This is a genomic window from Streptomyces sp. NPDC044061 (assembly GCF_056434305.1).
The window spans coordinates 259,426-274,422 of sequence record NZ_JBWKFL010000001.1; the positions used below are offsets into that span (position 1 = coordinate 259,426).

Genomic DNA, 14,997 nt, shown 5'->3' on the forward strand with positions numbered 1-14,997 from the left:
GCGCCCCCAACCCCCCCCCCCCCCCCACCCCCCCCCCCCCCCCCCCACCCCCCCCCCCCCCCCCCCCCCCCCGGCCGGCCGCGTGCAGCAGGTTGACGACGAACGCACCGCGCGCGGTGAGCACCGGCAGCGTGCGGCCGCTGTGGGCCGCGCACACCAGCAGCCGAGGCGGGTCCAGCGAGACCGAGCACAGCGCGGTACAGGTGAACCCGTACGGCACCCCTTGCTCGTCGGCGGTGGTGATCACGGCCACCCCGCCGGGATGAGAGGCCATCAGCGCGCGGAAGTCGGCCGCGGCCACGGTGGTCTCGTCCGCCGCCGGCGTCACCATGCGAAGGCCCGGGCGTCGTAGAGGTTGACGCCGACGGCGGCCTTGCCGAGGTACTCCAGGCAGTCGTGCGGTTTGGCCGGCATCACGGAGGCGAAGGAGGCCTCCCTGATCAGCCGCTCCAGGGGCTGGGACCGGCTGACCGCGGCAGAGCCGCACACCCGTGTCGCGTCCTGCGCCAGCTGCGGCCCGATCTCGCCGACCAGGTACTTGGCCGCGTGGACCAGGGCGTTGGCCTCCAGGCTGCCGCGCTCGCGGTCCACGGCGTCACCGGCCTCGTGGACGAGGGCGCGGGCGGCCCGCAACCGCGCCGACATCCGGCCCAGTTCCTGCTGGACCACGGGCGACTCGGCGCGGGACGGCGCCGCCGTCACACAGCGGACGGTGTACTCGAAGACGGCCTCGGCGATGCCGAGATAGGCGGCGGTGTAGCCGGCCACCATCCAGTGCGGCTCGCGCACCACCTTGAACAGGGACATGCCCTCAACGCCCAGGTACAGCCGGGAGCGCGGGAGGACGACGTCGGTGAGGGTCATCGGCGCGGTGCTCGTCCCGTACATCGCGGACAGGCTGTGCACCTGCCCGAAGGTGACGCCCGGGTCGTCGGCGGCGACGACGAAGTGGGAGACCTCCGCCGTGTCCTCGGGCCCCTCGGCCGCAGCGGCCACCACGTAGTAGTCGGCGACGCCGGCGAGCGAGACGAACGACTTCGCCCCGTTGAGGACGTAGTGCTCGCCGTCGTCCGTGAGCCGGTACCGCGTGGTCATTCCGCGCAGCCGGGCGCCGCGGCCGGTCTCGGAGGTGGCGGACGCGAAGAGTTTCCGGCCGTGCACCACCTCGTTCTGCATCCAGGTGCGGAACTTCTCGGCGGCGGGCGGCAGCGGGGTGCCGGCCGAGTCGGCGAGCGCGCCCAGCACCACGTGGTGCATGTTGAACCCGACGGCGGCGGCACCGTTGTAGGACCCCAGCGTGGCCAGCAGCTTCCAGTACTCGCCGAAGCTCAGGCCCAGGCCGCCGGCGTCCCGTGGAACCAGGGCGCCGAGCAGGCCCGACTCGCGCAGGACGGCGTAGGGGCGGTCCAGGTCGACGCGCCCGGCGTCGACGTCGGCTGCCAGCGGCGCCAGAGCCTCGCCGGTCTCCGTGGCCCGCTGGAGGACGTCGTCCGGATGGATCGTTGTCAGCGTTGTCGGCGTTGTTGGCGTTGTCGGCATTGCCGGCGTTGTCGGCGGTATCGGTGCTGTCGGCGCTATCGGCGCTATCGGCGTTGTCGGCGTTGTCGGCGTTGTCATAGTTCTCCTCGGATCAGTTCTCGACGGGGAGGCCCAGCTGGCGCGCGACGCCCACCCTCAGCAGGTCGTTGGGTCCCGCGTAGGTGAGGGCCGCCAGCGGGCTGAGGGGGTCGGCGGCGAGGTCGGTGTCCGGCAGGAAGGCGCGCACGCCCGCAAGCGCGGCGGCGTGCTCGGTCATCCGCAGGTAGTCCTCGGAGACCGAGATCTTCGTCAGGGCCGCCTCGGCGGCGAGCTGACGCGCGCCGGTGCCCGCGTCGAGGGCGGCGGCCAGCGTGTAGAGCTGGATCCGCGAGCGGTGCAACGCCATCGCCATGTCGCTGATGCGGGCGGCCACCTGGTGACTGGCGCCCATCCGGCGGCCGAAGTGCTCCCGCTCGCGGGCCCACCGCGCCGTCCGGTCCAGCAGCAACCGCATCGGCCCCAGCGCGTAGCCGAGGATCAGGGCGCGCTCCCAGGCGGTCGTGACCGACATGATGCCCAGCCCGGAGCCCTCCTGACCGATGACGGCCGTGGCGGGGAGCCGGGCACCGTCGAACAGCAGCTCCCCCATCGGGGCCGAACGCAGGGCCGTCTTGTCGAAGGTCTCGCCCCGTGAGACGCCCGGGGTGTCCAGCGGCACCAGGAAGGCGGTCAGGGCGAACGGCGTCCGTCCCGCTGCCGTACGGGCGAAGACGATGGCGAGGTCGGCGACCGGCGCGGCCGTGACGAAGGTCTTCGCACCGGTGAGCACGTAGCCGTCCCGGTCCCGCTCGGCGCGGCTGGCCATGGACAGCGGGTCGCTGCCTCCCTGGCGCTCGGTCAGCGCGTGACACAGCAGGGTCCGGCCCTCCTCGACGGACTCCGTGATGTCCTGGCCGGATCCCGAGAGGGTGGTGTGCAACGGGTGCTGCATGCCGAACAGTTGCGACGTCAGCGCGTAGCACAGCCCCGGGTCGACCCCGGCGAGACCGATCCCCTCGATCGCAGCGAGGCCGCGGGTGACCGGTCCGGGCCCGTCCGGGCCGCCGCCGGTGCGGCGCAGCACCCCGAGTGCGGCCAGCGAGCGCCACTGCGCGCGGAAGTCGTCGCCCGCCGTCTTGTCCGCCACCTCCGCCGCGCGCTCGCGGAACTCGTCGACGACGCGCTCGGCCGGTGCCGGGGCACAGCGCAGCATCCGGGTCAGGGTGTCGCTCATGCCTGCGCCCCGCGTGGTGCGCTCCGGACCACGGCCCAGAGGGCCAGCGGGGTACGGAAGTTGGCGGCGACGATCTCGGTCTCGGGCAGTTCGATGCCGGCCTGCTTGTCCAGCGCGGCGACGATCTCCATGATCGCCAGGGAGTCGAGCAGCCCGCTCTCCAGCAGCGGTGTGTCGGGGGCCAGGGTCTGCGGCTCCTCGCCGCGCGCCCATGTGATCCGGCTCTGGACGAGGGCGCAGAGGTCTTCGACGCTGTTGATCGCGTTCATGAGGGGTTCTCCTGAAGGGTGGTGGGAGGGGTGTTCGCGGCCGGGGCCGCGTGCCGAACCGAAGTGGCCGGAATGTCGTCGGCGAGGGCGCGACGGTCGACCTTGCCGCTGATGGTGACGGGCAGGGACGGCACCGGGACGATCCGGTCGGGGAGCATGCGGTGCGGCAGGGCGGTGCGCAGCTCCGCGAGCAACTCCCGTTCGGTGGCGGTTGTCTGGGTGTAGACCCAGATCTGCCCGGCGTGGGCGCCGGCCTTGGTCACGGCCGCGGCCGTCGTGACCCGCGGAAGTTCGAGAGCGGCGCTCTCGATGTCGAGCAGGTCGATGCGATGGCCCCGGCGCTTGACCTGGAAGTCCCGGCGGCCGCGCAGGAAGACCCGGCCGTCGGCGGTGACGCGGCCCAGGTCACCGCTGGCGTAGGCGCGGCGCACGACACCGTCGCGGAACGGCACCCGCACGGTCGGGTCGGTGAGCCGGCCGTCACGCAGATAGCCCTGGAAGACGGTCGGCCCGGCGATGTGGATCTCACCCTCACCGTCGGTGGGGCGGCCGTCGGCGTCCAGTACCTCGATGTGCACGCCGCCGATGCCCCGCCCGATGGTCAGTTCCTGGTCGGCCGTCCAGTCGCGCGGCACCCGGTAGTAGGTGCATGCGTTGGTCTCGGTGGGGCCGTACAGGTTGTAGAAGGGCCGGTCGCCCAGCAGTCGGAGGTAGCGCTCCAGCAGATGCGGGGCGAAGGCTTCCCCGCCGAAGGCCGCGATCCGGAGCGAGGGGGGCGGCGCGTCGGCGATACCGCCCTGCTGGAGCAGGTTGTGGTAGAGGGAGGGCACCGCCATGAACGCGGTGATCCGCTGCTCGTTCAGCCAGCCGACGACGTCCCGCGGGAAGGAGCGCAGCATGTCGGGCAGCAGCACGACACATGCTCCGGCCGCGGCGGCGCTGTACAGGTCGAAGGTGGTCAGGTCGAAGGTGAGCGCGGCCTGCGACCCGATGCGGTCCTCGGGCATGAGCCCGAACTCTTCGGCCGCCCACAGCGCGTAGTGCGCGACGTTCTCGTGGGACAGCAGGACGCCCTTCGGCCAGCCCGTGCTGCCGGACGTGAAGAGGATGTACCCGCCGGTGTCGACCGGCGCGGGCAGCGTCGCCGGGTGCTCGGCGGCCCTGAGAACCTCGAGGGCGGCGAGCCCGTGGCCGAACTCGCGCTCGGCGGGGGCGTGCCGGTCGCCTTCGGGTACGGCGTCACGGGCCCCGGTCGCGGCGTCGCGGGCGGCGGTCCGGAACCGTTCCGTGGTGAGCAGCAGGGAGATGCCCGCGTTGCGCAGCATCCGGGCCGTACGCAGCGGGGGATCCGCGACGTCCATCGGGGCGACCACGGCACCGGCGCGCAGAGCCGCGTACAGCGCGATGACGGTCGCCGGGGTCTTCGGCGCGTAGACGCCGACTCGTTGTCCCGGGTGGACGCCGGCGGCCGTCAGTTCGGCGGCGAGTGCGGCAACGGCCCGCTCCAGCTCGGCGTACGTCCAGGTGGCACCCTGCCCGGTGAGGGCGGGGCGGTCGGGGTGACGCCGGGCGGCGTCGGCGAGCAGGTCGTCCAGCCGTGGTGGGGTGGTCCGCGTCGTCCGCGTCTGCGTCGTCTGCGTCGTCTGCGTCGTCATCGGGGGCCTCCGGCGGCGGGCAGGCCCGTCGCGTGCTCGGCGAGGAAACCGGTGATGGCGTCGATGACGAGGTCCGGGCAGACCAGGTGCGGGTAGTGGTCGACCCCTTCGGGCACCAGGCGTCGCACCGGACCGCGTACCGCCCGCTGGAGTGCGTCGAGCTGGCCGAGCGTGCCGTACTCGTCACGATCGCCCTGGACCATGAGGACCGGCGCGGTGACGTCCAGGTCGTTCTCGATGGACCAGGACCGGAACTCGTCGGAGAGCCACAGCTCGCTCCAGTTCGTGAACACGCCGTGTGGGTCGTCGTGGACCAGGGCGAGCTTGCGGTGCAGCGGTCCGGCCGCGTAGGCGGCGCGCGCGGCCTCGATACCGGTGCGGTTGGCCTCTTCGAAGTACAGGTGCGGTCCCATGACGACCACGGCCTCGGCCGGCCTGACCGATGCGTACAGCAGTGCCGTGGAGGCGCCGTCGCTGTGTCCGATCAGGACCGGGTCGTGGATGCCGAGCAGGTCGAGCAGGTCGGGCAGGAACTGCTGCCCCTGTTCGTGCATGTAGCGCGACGTGTGGGGCGATGCGGCGGGACCGGAGCCACCGTTGCCGGGACGTGAGTAGACCAGGGCTCGGCGCCCGGTCGCGGCGGCGACCGCGGCGGGGAAGCGCCCCCAGGCGGCGACGCAGCCGAGGCCGCCGTGCAGGAAGACCAGCGGAGAACGGGACGGGTCTCCGTCGATAACAACGTGTTCGATCGGTCCGTGTCGGGTGTCTGCTACCGGCACATCAATTCCTTCGAGAAGAGGGTGCCTGCCCGGTTTTCGGCAGGATGAATTACCCGGAGCGCGTTCCCCGATAAATAGGGCACACCGGATCACCGGGAGGGGAGTCGCTGAATAGAGCGCAAGCCGATTCAGCGTTCAACCAACTAGTGGCGCGGAATTATCGCGGCTCGGCCGAGAACGGCGGCACAGTCGGGCGGGCGAGTCGCCGCACGTGCCGTACGGGCCGGACGCATCGGCGCCGGAGCGCCGTCGAGTGCCGCGATCGTGCACCGCACGACGTGCGCAGTGCCCACGGCCGGACCGCCGCAGGGCGGATTCTACCTGCGCATTTGTCCATTCGGGGCAGCCCGGTCCGGCTGCCGGCCGTGGTCCACGCGGTCGGCCCCGCTCGGGCAGGCGACGGCCACACCGCCCGCCGTCGGCAGCCCGCGCAACGACGCCAAGAGGTAAGGAAAAGACAAAATCTGGGACCCCCGTCTCAGTGCTTCGAATGCCGACGCCAATGCCCGCACGGACGATTGATGGGGCTGCGGATGCGATCTCCGCCGCCGCATCGTCCGGCCGGCCGTGGCGCCGTTGAAAACACTAGATGTGCCACGCATGGAGGAGAAATAGCTATGCCGGATCACCTATGCTCTCGAAGTATGGATGTAGATCTTCGCCACCTGAGGTACTTTCTCGCCGTTGCCGAGGACGGCGGATTCAGCGCGGCGGGCCGCAGACTCCATGTGGCCCAGCCGACCCTGACCCGCTGCATCCGATCCCTGGAGGACGCCCTGGGCGTCCGGCTCTTCGACCGCACGACGCGAAGAACCCAGCTCACGCCCAAGGGCCGGCGACTCCACGACGAACTGGTCCCGGTGCTCAGGACGTTGCAGGCGACCCTGGACGGCATACGGGTGGGCGAGCAGCTGCGGCTGGGCTTCAGCTGGGGACTGCCCGACGGCCTGTCCCTGATGGCGGCCTCCTTCGCCGAGGAGGGCGGCGTGCGGGTGGAGTACGTCCGCTGCGACACACCGCTCGCCGGACTGGACACCGGAGCGGCGGACCTCGCGCTGCTGCGCGGCGACACCCTGCCCAAGCATCTGCGCGGTGTCTTCCTCTACGAGGAGAGGCGGGTCGCGGCGGTTCCCACGCACTGGGCGCTGGCCGAGCGGGACGAACTCGCCTGGGAGGAACTGGCCGAGTGGCCGCTGATCGTCAACACGGTCAGCGGAGTGACGTTTCCTCACATGTGGCCCGCCGATCGGCGACCGGTGGTGGGTGCGGAATGCTCCAACTACGACGAGTGGCTCGAGAAGGTGGCGGCGGGCCTGGGCGTGGGAACCGCGCCGGAGGACTCCACGCGCCGCTACCACCATCCCGCCGTACGGTTCGTCCCGCTGCGGGACGCCCCCACCGTCCGCCTGCACCTGGCCTATCCGTCGCATGGCTCGCACCCGCAGGCGGCCCGGTTCGCCGAGACCGTGTGGCGCGACGTGAGCGGCGGCCAACTCCCCCAGGCCGACCACAGAGTCGCCGCGTACGGTGCCGACCGCGCGACGGCGGGCGGCGTCAGCCGGCCGTGACCTCGGCGCAGCCGAGGGTCCGCCGGTTCCCGGTGGTCCCCGCGGCTGCGAGCCGACAGGCGCGCGTGGCGATGCGGCGGCGGGCAACCGCCCCGGCGCCGCGCGCGCCCGGGCCGCCGTCGCAGGGGTTCGCCGAGGCGCGCGCTCACACAGGCGGTGCCGCCGGCGCGGAGGTTCGGCCGCGGCGGTTTCGGCTCCCCGTCGCAGCGCACCGGCCGCGGTCGGGGCGGTGCGGCGGTCGCCCCTCGGCGGCCGTCTCGTGCGCGACGAAGCCGCACGGCCGGCTCACCGTCCCCTCGGCGGCCCGCGGTGTCGAAAGCCCGGGTCGGCTGCGTCCCCGGCGAACGCACGGACGCGATCGCCGCCCGGGAACACCCCGGCGACCTGCGGCGTTGATCTCGTGCACGGGAACGGAGGCCCAGACGGTGCACGGTGAGTACAAGGCGCCCGGCGGCAAGCTCGTCGTGGTGGACGTGGAGGTCGAGGACGGGGCGCTGCGCCGCGTTCGCGTGGCGGGCGACTTCTTCCTGGAGCCGGACGAGGCACTCGACGCGGTGAACGGTGCGCTGGAGGGCGCCCCGGCGGACACGGACGCGGCGGGCCTGGCCGCGAGGATCGACGCGGCACTGCCCGAGGGAACCGTGATGTACGGCCTGACCTCGGAGGGCGTCGGGACCGCGGTGCGCCGGGCGCTCGCACGCGCCACGGACTGGACGGACTACGACTGGCAGCTGATCCACGAGGGCCCTCAGTCCCCCGCGCTGCACATGGCGCTGGACGAGGTGCTGACGGCCGAGGTCGCCGCGGGCCGGCGGCCGCCGACGCTGCGGGTGTGGGAGTGGGGCGCCCCGGCGGTGATCATCGGCAGCTTCCAGTCGCTGCGCAACGAGGTGGACCCGGAGGGTGCCGCCCGGCACGGCATCGAGGTGGTGCGGCGGATCTCCGGCGGCGGCGCGATGTTCGTGGAGCCCGGCAACACGATCACCTACTCGCTCTCGGTGCCCGAGTCCCTCGTGCAGGGCCTGTCCTTCCAGGACAGCTACGCCTACCTGGACGACTGGGTGCTGGGCGCCCTCGGCGAGATGGGGATCCGGGCCTGGTACCAGCCGCTGAACGACATCGCCACCGACCAGGGCAAGATCGCGGGCGCGGCGCAGAAGCGGCTCGTCGGCCCCGGCGGCGGGCCCGGTGCCGTGCTGCACCACGTGACCATGTCGTACGACATCGACGCCGACAAGATGGTCGAGGTGCTGCGCATCGGGCGGGAGAAGCTGTCCGACAAGGGGACGAAGAGCGCGAAGAAGCGGGTGGACCCGCTGCGCCGGCAGACCGGGCTGCCGCGCGAGTCGGTCATCGACCGGATGATCGAGTCCTTCCGCGCACGGTACGGACTGGTACGGGGCGAGGTCACGGCCGAGGAGCTGGGGCGCGCCCGGACGCTGGCCGAAACCAAGTTCGCGGCCCCGGAGTGGACGGCGAGAGTGCCGTAGCCGCCGGCCCCGGGACGGCACCGGTTCAGGAACGGGTCAAGGACTGCCCTGCCCTCGGCCAAAGGGTCGTATGAGTTCCGTGTACGTCCGGGCGGCCGCCCCGACATAGCCGGATTTGGTCCGTTGCCCGCTGGCTACCGTGGTCGAGCCCAGATCAGCCACGGGAACCACGGGGAAGAGGTGACGGGGGTGGGGGCGCCGATACGTTCACGCCTGCTCGATTTCGTGGAGCCGGATCCGCCGGGACAGCGGGTGCCCGAGCAGGATCCTCCACGTTCGCCGCTGCTGGACCTCGTGGCGGCGGCCCCGCCGCCTGGCCCGGCCTCGGACGACCGTGCCCGCCCCCGGCCGGGTGTGCCCGCCTACCACACGCCCGTGTGCGTACCGGCGCATCCGAGGTCCGTCAACGGGACCGGTACGAACGGCCGCCCCGCGCGCGTGCCCTTCATCGTCCTCGAACTGTTCGAGCATCCCGCGCACGGCACCGTGGCGTTCGCGTTCAGCACGCCCCGGAAGCTGGCGGAGGCCCTGGGCGAGGCGCAGCCGTGGGTCGCCGCCTCGCTCGGCCCGCTCGCGGAGAACGTGGCCGAACAGGGCGTTCCCGTGCTGCTCGACCCGGCGGTGACGCCCGGGGAACCCCACTGGCGGCCGCGGGACGTGGCCGCCTACGCGCGAGAGGTGCGCCGGTGAGCGACTTCAAGGCGGTCTACGACGACCTCGCCACGATGGCGAAGACCTTCCACGACCAGGCGGGCCACTACCGAGAGCTGCACCCCGACGTGGCGCCGCCCGTGGTCGGCGGCGGCGACGCGGGCCTGGACTCGGCCGTCAAGGAGGTCGCGGACCTCATCATCTCGCTGCACATCGGCATGGCCGACCGGATGGACGACCACGGGGACAAGGTCGCCTACGCCCGGGACTCCTTCCACCGGCACGACGTGGACGTCCACGGGGTGTTCGAGGATCTGATGGCGGGTGAGAACTGATGGGTGACAGCTGGGTCGGCGGCGACATCGGCGGACTGCGCACGATGGCCGAGACGTACAAGAACGCCAAGGACAAGCTCGACGACGTGGTCAAGCCGCTCAGCGGCTCCGTCGAGAAGCTGGTCGGCGACGCGAGCTGGAAGGGGGAGGCCGCCGAGGGCTTCCGCGCCAGGTGGAGCGAGGACGCGCTGGCCGCCGGCGGCTTCGCCGAACTGGTGCACGCGGCGGGCGAGATCCTCCAGACCCTCGCCGACGCGCTGTCCACGTGCGAGACGTCGCTGCAGAACACGCAGCACATCGCGGTCCGCAAGGGCGTGGCGACGGACCCCAAGGGCGCGCCGCAGCCCATCATGACGGCGAATCCCCCGAGCGCGGACGACCAGAAGACCATCTCCGCGATGAACGAGTACGCCAAGGCGCGCGACGAGATCCTGCACACCGCGCAGCACGCGCGTCTGGTGGCGGCGCAGCAGTTGCAGGGGCTGTACGACAAGGTCACGTCGAAGGACGGCTCGGTGTCGCCGGGCGACAAGGTCACCCTGTACGACGCGCTGCGCGGCCTGTACGCGTACGACGCCGAGGACGCCCGGGCGGGGGGCAAGGAGGCCCGCGCGCACATCGACTCGGCCAGGGCCGAGGCGCAGGCGGCCAAGAAGCAGCTCCGCGCCGAGCGCAAGGTGTTCCAGCAGCAGGGCCGCAAGATGCCCGACGACCTGCCCGCCAAGAGCGCCTACCGCGACGCGGTCGACAAGGTCGGCGCGCTGGAGGAGGACATCGCACGCGCCGACAACGGCAGCACCAAACTGCCCTACGACCGCGCCCTGAACGTCAAACTGGCCGACGCCGCCGACGCGCTGCGGCTGGGCAAGGGGCTGGAAGCGCTGCCGGAGGCCCTCCGGGAGCTGCCGGTGCTGGACGTCGCCGCGGCCGCCGCGTGCGGGCTGATCGAGGCGAAGGACGACCACGACAAGGGCTGGTCCTGGCAGCACTCCGTCGTCGTCGACGGCGGCGTCGCCCTCGGCGGTCTGGCCGCCGGTGCGGCGATCACGGCGGCGCTGCCCGTCGAGGGTGCCGTCGCCGTCGCCGCGGTCGGCGTGGGCACGGTGGTCGCCGCGACGTCCGTCCTCGACCACGCCTTCCACGAGCACTGGAGCGAGGACATCCACGACCACGGGGTCGTCGGGGGCGTGTGGACCGGCACGAAGCACGTCGCCTCGGAGACCGTCGACGACGGAAAGCGACTGGTGAAGGATGTCTGGCATGGCGTCACGAGCATCTTCTGAGGCCCCGGCCCCCGGGTATTCCGTCCCGGTTCCGGCCCTGCCGCGGCTGGGCCGGACCTGGTACCGGCGCGGCGCGCCCTACTGGCTGCGCCGCGCCCGTACGACGGTGTTCGTCGTCCTCGCCATGGCCCTGTTCTCCCTCTTCGCGCTGGGCCTGTACGAGGGGGTCCGCGACCTTCTGCCGTCCGGTGTGCGGGTCGTGTGGGACGGCGTGCAGGTGGCCGCGTCCGTCGTGGCCCTGGTGTGGGGCGGGGTGGCCCAGCGCCGGGAGCACCGCGAGGCGCTGCTGGATCCCCCCGATCCCGCCCGGACCGTCCAGGCCAAGCGCGACCACGACCGGCGCGTCCCGGGCCGGATCGCCCTGGGCCGCGGGCTCGTGCTGCTCGCCGCGCCCGTGATGCCGGCGTTCGGGGCCTATGTCGCCGGCCGGCTCGTCGCCTGGCTCACCGTCCGCGAGTACCCCAGCGAGGTCGGCGCCCGCCGGTGGCTCGAGGAGCACGCCACCCGACCCGCGACACGTCAAGGAGCATAAGGGACAAAGCAGTACGTCATGAGCGGGCTGCCGTAACCGGCCGGGTACGCAGCGAGTTGGCCCTTCCGCCCCACAGGTACTCGTGTGAAACTGTCGTCCCCGTCCACCATGCGGACCCCCACTCCGCACCCCCTCCCCCACGAGAAGTGCGCCGTGCGTTCTCTTCCTCTGCCGCTCGCCCTCATCGCGCGTCTGACACCGGTCGCCGTGCTGGCCTGCGCCGGCTGGGCACTGACGTCGGGCCCGGAAGCACCGTCCGCCGCCGATCACCGGCAGACCCGGGAGACCCCGACCGAGCAGGCCTCCGCACCGTCCTCGACCGCGGTGTCGAAGACGTACGCCACCGCGCCCTCCCCCTGCGCCGGCGTGCCCGCGGCGACCGTCAAGTCCCTGGTGCCGGGCGCGAAGACGGCGGGCAAGGAGATCCCCTCGACGGACACCGAGCTGCGCCGCACCTGCTCCTGGAACGCCCTCAAGGGGTACGCCTACCGCTGGCTCGACGTCTCGTTCGAGATCGCCAAGTCCGACCAGGAGGCCACGAAGCAGTACCAGCAGCGCGTCACCGAGAAGAGCGGCGGAGGGGCCGTCCCGGGGCTCGGGGACAGCGGCTACTCCATCGTGAACCTCACCACGGAGGACAAGCAGGAGACCCGTGAGGGCGTGGTGCTGGCCCGCGTCTCCAACGCCCTGGTGATCGTCACGTACAACGGCAGCGACTTCGAGACGAAGAAGGCCCCGAGCACGGACGAGATCAACAAGGGCGCCATCAAGGCCGCGAAGGCCGCCGTCGCCGCGCTGCAAAACTGACCGTCCGGCGGACCGCTTCTCAGGACCGTGCGAGCGGCAGTGCCAGGTCGTGCAGTTCCCGTTCGGTGACGCCGCCGGAGTGGAAGGCCGCCATCCTGCCGCGGGTGTCGATGACGACCGTGAACGGCACGCCCTGCGGCACCGAACCCCTGGGGAACCGCAGCATCTCGCGGCCGGAGGGGTCGCTGAAGCTGGGGTAGCCGAGGTGGTGGTCCCGCTGGAAGGACCGGCCGCGGGAGGCGTCCGCGTCGGTGTTGAGCCCGAGGACCTGAACGCCCTTGGCGGCGAGGTGCTTCTGTGCCGCACTGAGTTCGGGCGCCTCGGCCCGGCACGGGCCGCACCAGGAGGCCCACGCGTTGAGCACGACCACTTTGCCGCGGTAGTCGGACAGCCGCAGGGGCTTGCCGTCCAGGCTGTCCCCGGAGAAGTCGGGCGCGGCCTTGCGCTGTGCGGCGGGAACCGGTCCGCTCGTCTCGTCGGCCGGGCCGGCGGTGGCCATTCCCGCATGGCAGGAAGCCAGCGCCAGGCAGGCCGCGGCCCACGGCAGAAATCGCGTCTTCACAAGGCACGAGTATCGCAACAGCCGGACGCGGCACGGATCTTGGGGTGTTGTAGGTTCCGGCGGGGACGAACTCCGGCGAACGCCGGGACCATGACACACGGGGGCTGTGGTGCGGGTGCGGTACGCGGTCGGGGCCGGGGCGCCGGCGGTCGTGACGGCGGCGGCCGGCTGGGCATGGTGGGCGGGGGACGAGGGCGGCCCGCACTACGGGCTACGCCCGGCCGAGCGGGCGTCCACGGCGGCGTGTACGGGTCTGGCCGGGCGGTGGCCCGCGCGGCTGGACGGTCACGGCCGCGAAGGGGTGGGGGTGACCGGCGCCGAGGCGTGGGGCGGGGGCGCCGTCACCGCCCGGTGCGGACTGACCTCGCCGGGCCCGTCCCTGGACCCGTGCGTGAGCGTGAACGGCGTGGACTGGCTGATCGAGCAGACCCGCTCCCGGCAGTCGGGGAAGCAGGTCCTCGTCTCCTACGGGCGCAGCCCGGCCGTGGAGGTGACGGTGTCGCCCGGTGTGCGGGCCGTGGACACGGTGCTGCTCGACCTGTCGAAGGCGGTCGCTGCGATCCCGCAGCGGTCGCACTGCGTGTAGCCGGGCCCCGGCGGCCGCCGGCCGCCGGGGTGCCCCTCGCTCAGACGGTCTGCGCCGCCCGCTCCCTCCGTCCGGTCAGCAGCGTCAGCACCAGGTACAGCACCAGGGAGGTACCGAGGCCCACCGCCCAGCCGTAGTCCGCGAGGGACTTGAGGGCCGGAACGGGGCGGCCGTCGATCAGCGGATGGAAGTCCGCGCCGCCGATCGCGAGGACGCCGCCGGCCACGAAGGCGACCACCGCCCGCCAGTTCCAGCCGCCCGAGTACCAGTAGCGGCCGCCCACGCGGTAGAGGTCGGCGAGGGCGAGGCGGGTGCGGCGCAGGATCCAGTAGTCGGCGACGAGGATGCCCGCGACCGTGCCGAGCAGGCCGCCGACCAGACCGAGCCAGGTGAAGATGTAGCCCTGCGGGTCGGAGTACAGCTTCCACGGGAAGATCAGCACGGCGAGGACCGCGGTGATCAGGGCGCCGATGCGGAAACTCACCTTTCTGGGCGCCACGTTGGAGAAGTCGAAGGCCGGGGAGACCAGGTTGGCCGCGATGTTCACGGACAGGGTCGCCACCAGCACGGTGACCAGCGCGTAGAGCAGGCCGACCACGTTGTCCGTCTTGGCGGCGAGCTGCACCGGGTCCCAGACGGGCTTGCCGTAGACGGCCTGCGAACCGGAGGTGACGAGCACGGAGAGGAAGGCGAAGAGGGTCATCGTGGTCGGCAGGCCGAGGGCCTGGCCCCAGGTCTGGGCCTTCTGGCTCTTGCCGTACCGGGTGAAGTCGGGGATGTTCAGCGACAGCGTGGACCAGAAGCCGATCATGCCCATGAGGGACGGCCAGAACAGCTTCCAGAACTCGCCGCCCCAGCCCAGCTGGGACGGCTGGTCGAACAGCGGGCCGACGCCGCCGGCCTTGCTGCTCATCCACCACAGCATCACGAACGCGCCGACCAGAACGAAGGGCGCGGCCCAGTTCTCGAAGCGGCGGATCGTCTCCATGCCGCGATGGATGATGGCGACCTGGATCACCCAGAAGATCGCGAACGACAGCCACATGGTCCAGGCGTAGCCGCCGATGTGCGAGGCGTTCGCCCAGCTGTCTCCGATGAGCTTGCCGGCGAGGAAGTAGATGGCCTCGCCGCCGATCCAGGTCTGGATGCCGAACCACCCGCAGGCCACCAACGCCCGTACAACCGCGGGGAGGTTGGCGCCGCGCACCCCGAAGGAGGCGCGGGCGAAGACCGGGAAGGGGATGCCGTACTTGGGCCCCGCGTGCCCGGTGAGCAGCATCGGGACGAGGACGATCAGGTTGGCGAGGGCGATGGTGAAGACGGCCTGCTTCCAGTCCATGCCGACCGCGATCAGACCGGAGGCCAGCGTCCAGGAGGCCGTGTTGTGGGCCATGCCGACCCACAGCGCGGAGAAGTTGTACGTCGTCCAGGTGCGCTTCGCCACGGGGACGGGGAGCAGGTCCTCGTTGGCGTAGGGGCCGCTGGGCTGCGGCGAACCAGGGGCTATCTCCACCCGGCCGTCGGCGAGGGTGACTTGGGCGGTCGGCGGTATGGCCGTGGGAGCGGTGTCGGTCATGGGCAGGCCAATCGAAGAGGGGTGGGTCGCAAGAGGCCGTGCGGGTGGCTCCGAGGGGGGTGCGCGGGGAAGCGCCCTGGCCCCCTCCCGGGACGCCGGGAGGGGGAGATCGA

The 14,997-nt window shown here is 72.2% G+C and carries 16 protein-coding genes; 8 read left to right on the forward strand and 8 right to left on the reverse strand.

The annotated features are described in order from the left end of the window. The 6 genes from AC07CM_RS01170 to AC07CM_RS01195 form a co-directional block, all read right to left on the reverse strand. A partial coding sequence (locus tag AC07CM_RS01170; RefSeq protein ID WP_478874449.1) for a flavin reductase family protein occupies window positions 1–331 on the reverse strand: 331 nt, incomplete at its 3' end. Further along, window positions 325–1,539, reverse strand: a complete 1,215-nt coding sequence (locus AC07CM_RS01175) for an acyl-CoA dehydrogenase family protein (RefSeq protein WP_478874208.1) — start codon at window positions 1,537–1,539, stop codon at window positions 325–327. The genes AC07CM_RS01175 and AC07CM_RS01170, both read right to left, overlap by 7 nt. A gap of 91 nt (window positions 1,540–1,630) precedes the next feature. Continuing rightward, window positions 1,631–2,791 (reverse strand): acyl-CoA dehydrogenase family protein, encoded by a 1,161-nt coding sequence (locus AC07CM_RS01180; protein ID WP_478874209.1) that lies wholly within the window; start codon window positions 2,789–2,791, stop codon window positions 1,631–1,633. Continuing rightward, window positions 2,788–3,060, reverse strand: a complete 273-nt coding sequence (locus AC07CM_RS01185; protein WP_478874210.1) for an acyl carrier protein — start codon at window positions 3,058–3,060, stop codon at window positions 2,788–2,790. Before AC07CM_RS01185 ends, AC07CM_RS01180 begins: the two co-directional genes overlap by 4 nt. Further along, window positions 3,057–4,715: an amino acid adenylation domain-containing protein gene (locus tag AC07CM_RS01190; protein ID WP_478874211.1), complete on the reverse strand. Its 1,659-nt coding sequence runs from the start codon at window positions 4,713–4,715 to the stop codon at window positions 3,057–3,059. Before AC07CM_RS01190 ends, AC07CM_RS01185 begins: the two co-directional genes overlap by 4 nt. Then, window positions 4,712–5,494 (reverse strand): alpha/beta fold hydrolase, encoded by a 783-nt coding sequence (locus AC07CM_RS01195; protein ID WP_478874212.1) that lies wholly within the window; start codon window positions 5,492–5,494, stop codon window positions 4,712–4,714. Before AC07CM_RS01195 ends, AC07CM_RS01190 begins: the two co-directional genes overlap by 4 nt. 644 nt (window positions 5,495–6,138) lie before the next feature. Between AC07CM_RS01195 and AC07CM_RS01200 the strand changes: the two genes are divergently transcribed. The 7 genes from AC07CM_RS01200 (at window position 6,139) to AC07CM_RS01230 (ending at window position 12,160) form a co-directional block, all read left to right on the forward strand. Then, window positions 6,139–7,062: a LysR family transcriptional regulator gene (locus AC07CM_RS01200; protein ID WP_478874213.1), complete on the forward strand. Its 924-nt coding sequence runs from the start codon at window positions 6,139–6,141 to the stop codon at window positions 7,060–7,062. 425 nt (window positions 7,063–7,487) lie between these two features. Next, window positions 7,488–8,552: a lipoate--protein ligase family protein gene (locus tag AC07CM_RS01205; RefSeq protein ID WP_478874214.1), complete on the forward strand. Its 1,065-nt coding sequence runs from the start codon at window positions 7,488–7,490 to the stop codon at window positions 8,550–8,552. Window positions 8,553–8,741: 189 nt separating this feature from the next. Beyond that, window positions 8,742–9,242, forward strand: coding sequence for an SAV_915 family protein (locus tag AC07CM_RS01210; RefSeq protein WP_478874215.1), 501 nt, complete (start codon window positions 8,742–8,744; stop codon window positions 9,240–9,242). Beyond that, entirely contained in the window at window positions 9,239–9,538 is a 300-nt protein-coding gene (locus AC07CM_RS01215; protein WP_478874216.1) for a DUF6317 family protein, read from the forward strand. Before AC07CM_RS01210 ends, AC07CM_RS01215 begins: the two co-directional genes overlap by 4 nt. Beyond that, entirely contained in the window at window positions 9,538–10,821 is a 1,284-nt protein-coding gene (locus AC07CM_RS01220; protein WP_478874217.1) for a WXG100 family type VII secretion target, read from the forward strand. Before AC07CM_RS01215 ends, AC07CM_RS01220 begins: the two co-directional genes overlap by 1 nt. Beyond that, on the forward strand, window positions 10,799–11,353 hold the full coding sequence (locus AC07CM_RS01225; protein ID WP_478874218.1) for a hypothetical protein: 555 nt from the start codon (window positions 10,799–10,801) through the stop codon (window positions 11,351–11,353). The genes AC07CM_RS01220 and AC07CM_RS01225 overlap by 23 nt, the downstream gene beginning before the upstream one ends. 153 nt (window positions 11,354–11,506) lie before the next feature. Continuing rightward, a complete protein-coding gene (locus AC07CM_RS01230) occupies window positions 11,507–12,160 on the forward strand; it encodes a hypothetical protein (RefSeq protein ID WP_478874219.1) in 654 nt (217 codons plus the stop codon). A gap of 19 nt (window positions 12,161–12,179) precedes the next feature. On the opposite strand, the gene AC07CM_RS01235 is transcribed toward AC07CM_RS01230, so the two are convergent. Continuing rightward, window positions 12,180–12,659: a TlpA family protein disulfide reductase gene (locus AC07CM_RS01235; RefSeq protein WP_478874220.1), complete on the reverse strand. Its 480-nt coding sequence runs from the start codon at window positions 12,657–12,659 to the stop codon at window positions 12,180–12,182. Window positions 12,660–12,831: 172 nt separating this feature from the next. Here AC07CM_RS01235 and AC07CM_RS01240 point away from each other — a divergent pair, with 172 nt between their 5' ends. After that, window positions 12,832–13,308, forward strand: coding sequence for a DUF3515 family protein (locus AC07CM_RS01240; protein WP_478874221.1), 477 nt, complete (start codon window positions 12,832–12,834; stop codon window positions 13,306–13,308). Between the two features lie 40 nt (window positions 13,309–13,348). Here AC07CM_RS01240 and AC07CM_RS01245 read toward each other — a convergent pair whose 3' ends face one another. Beyond that, window positions 13,349–14,884 (reverse strand): NCS1 family nucleobase:cation symporter-1, encoded by a 1,536-nt coding sequence (locus AC07CM_RS01245; protein WP_478874222.1) that lies wholly within the window; start codon window positions 14,882–14,884, stop codon window positions 13,349–13,351. Between the last annotated feature and the right edge of the window lie 113 nt (window positions 14,885–14,997).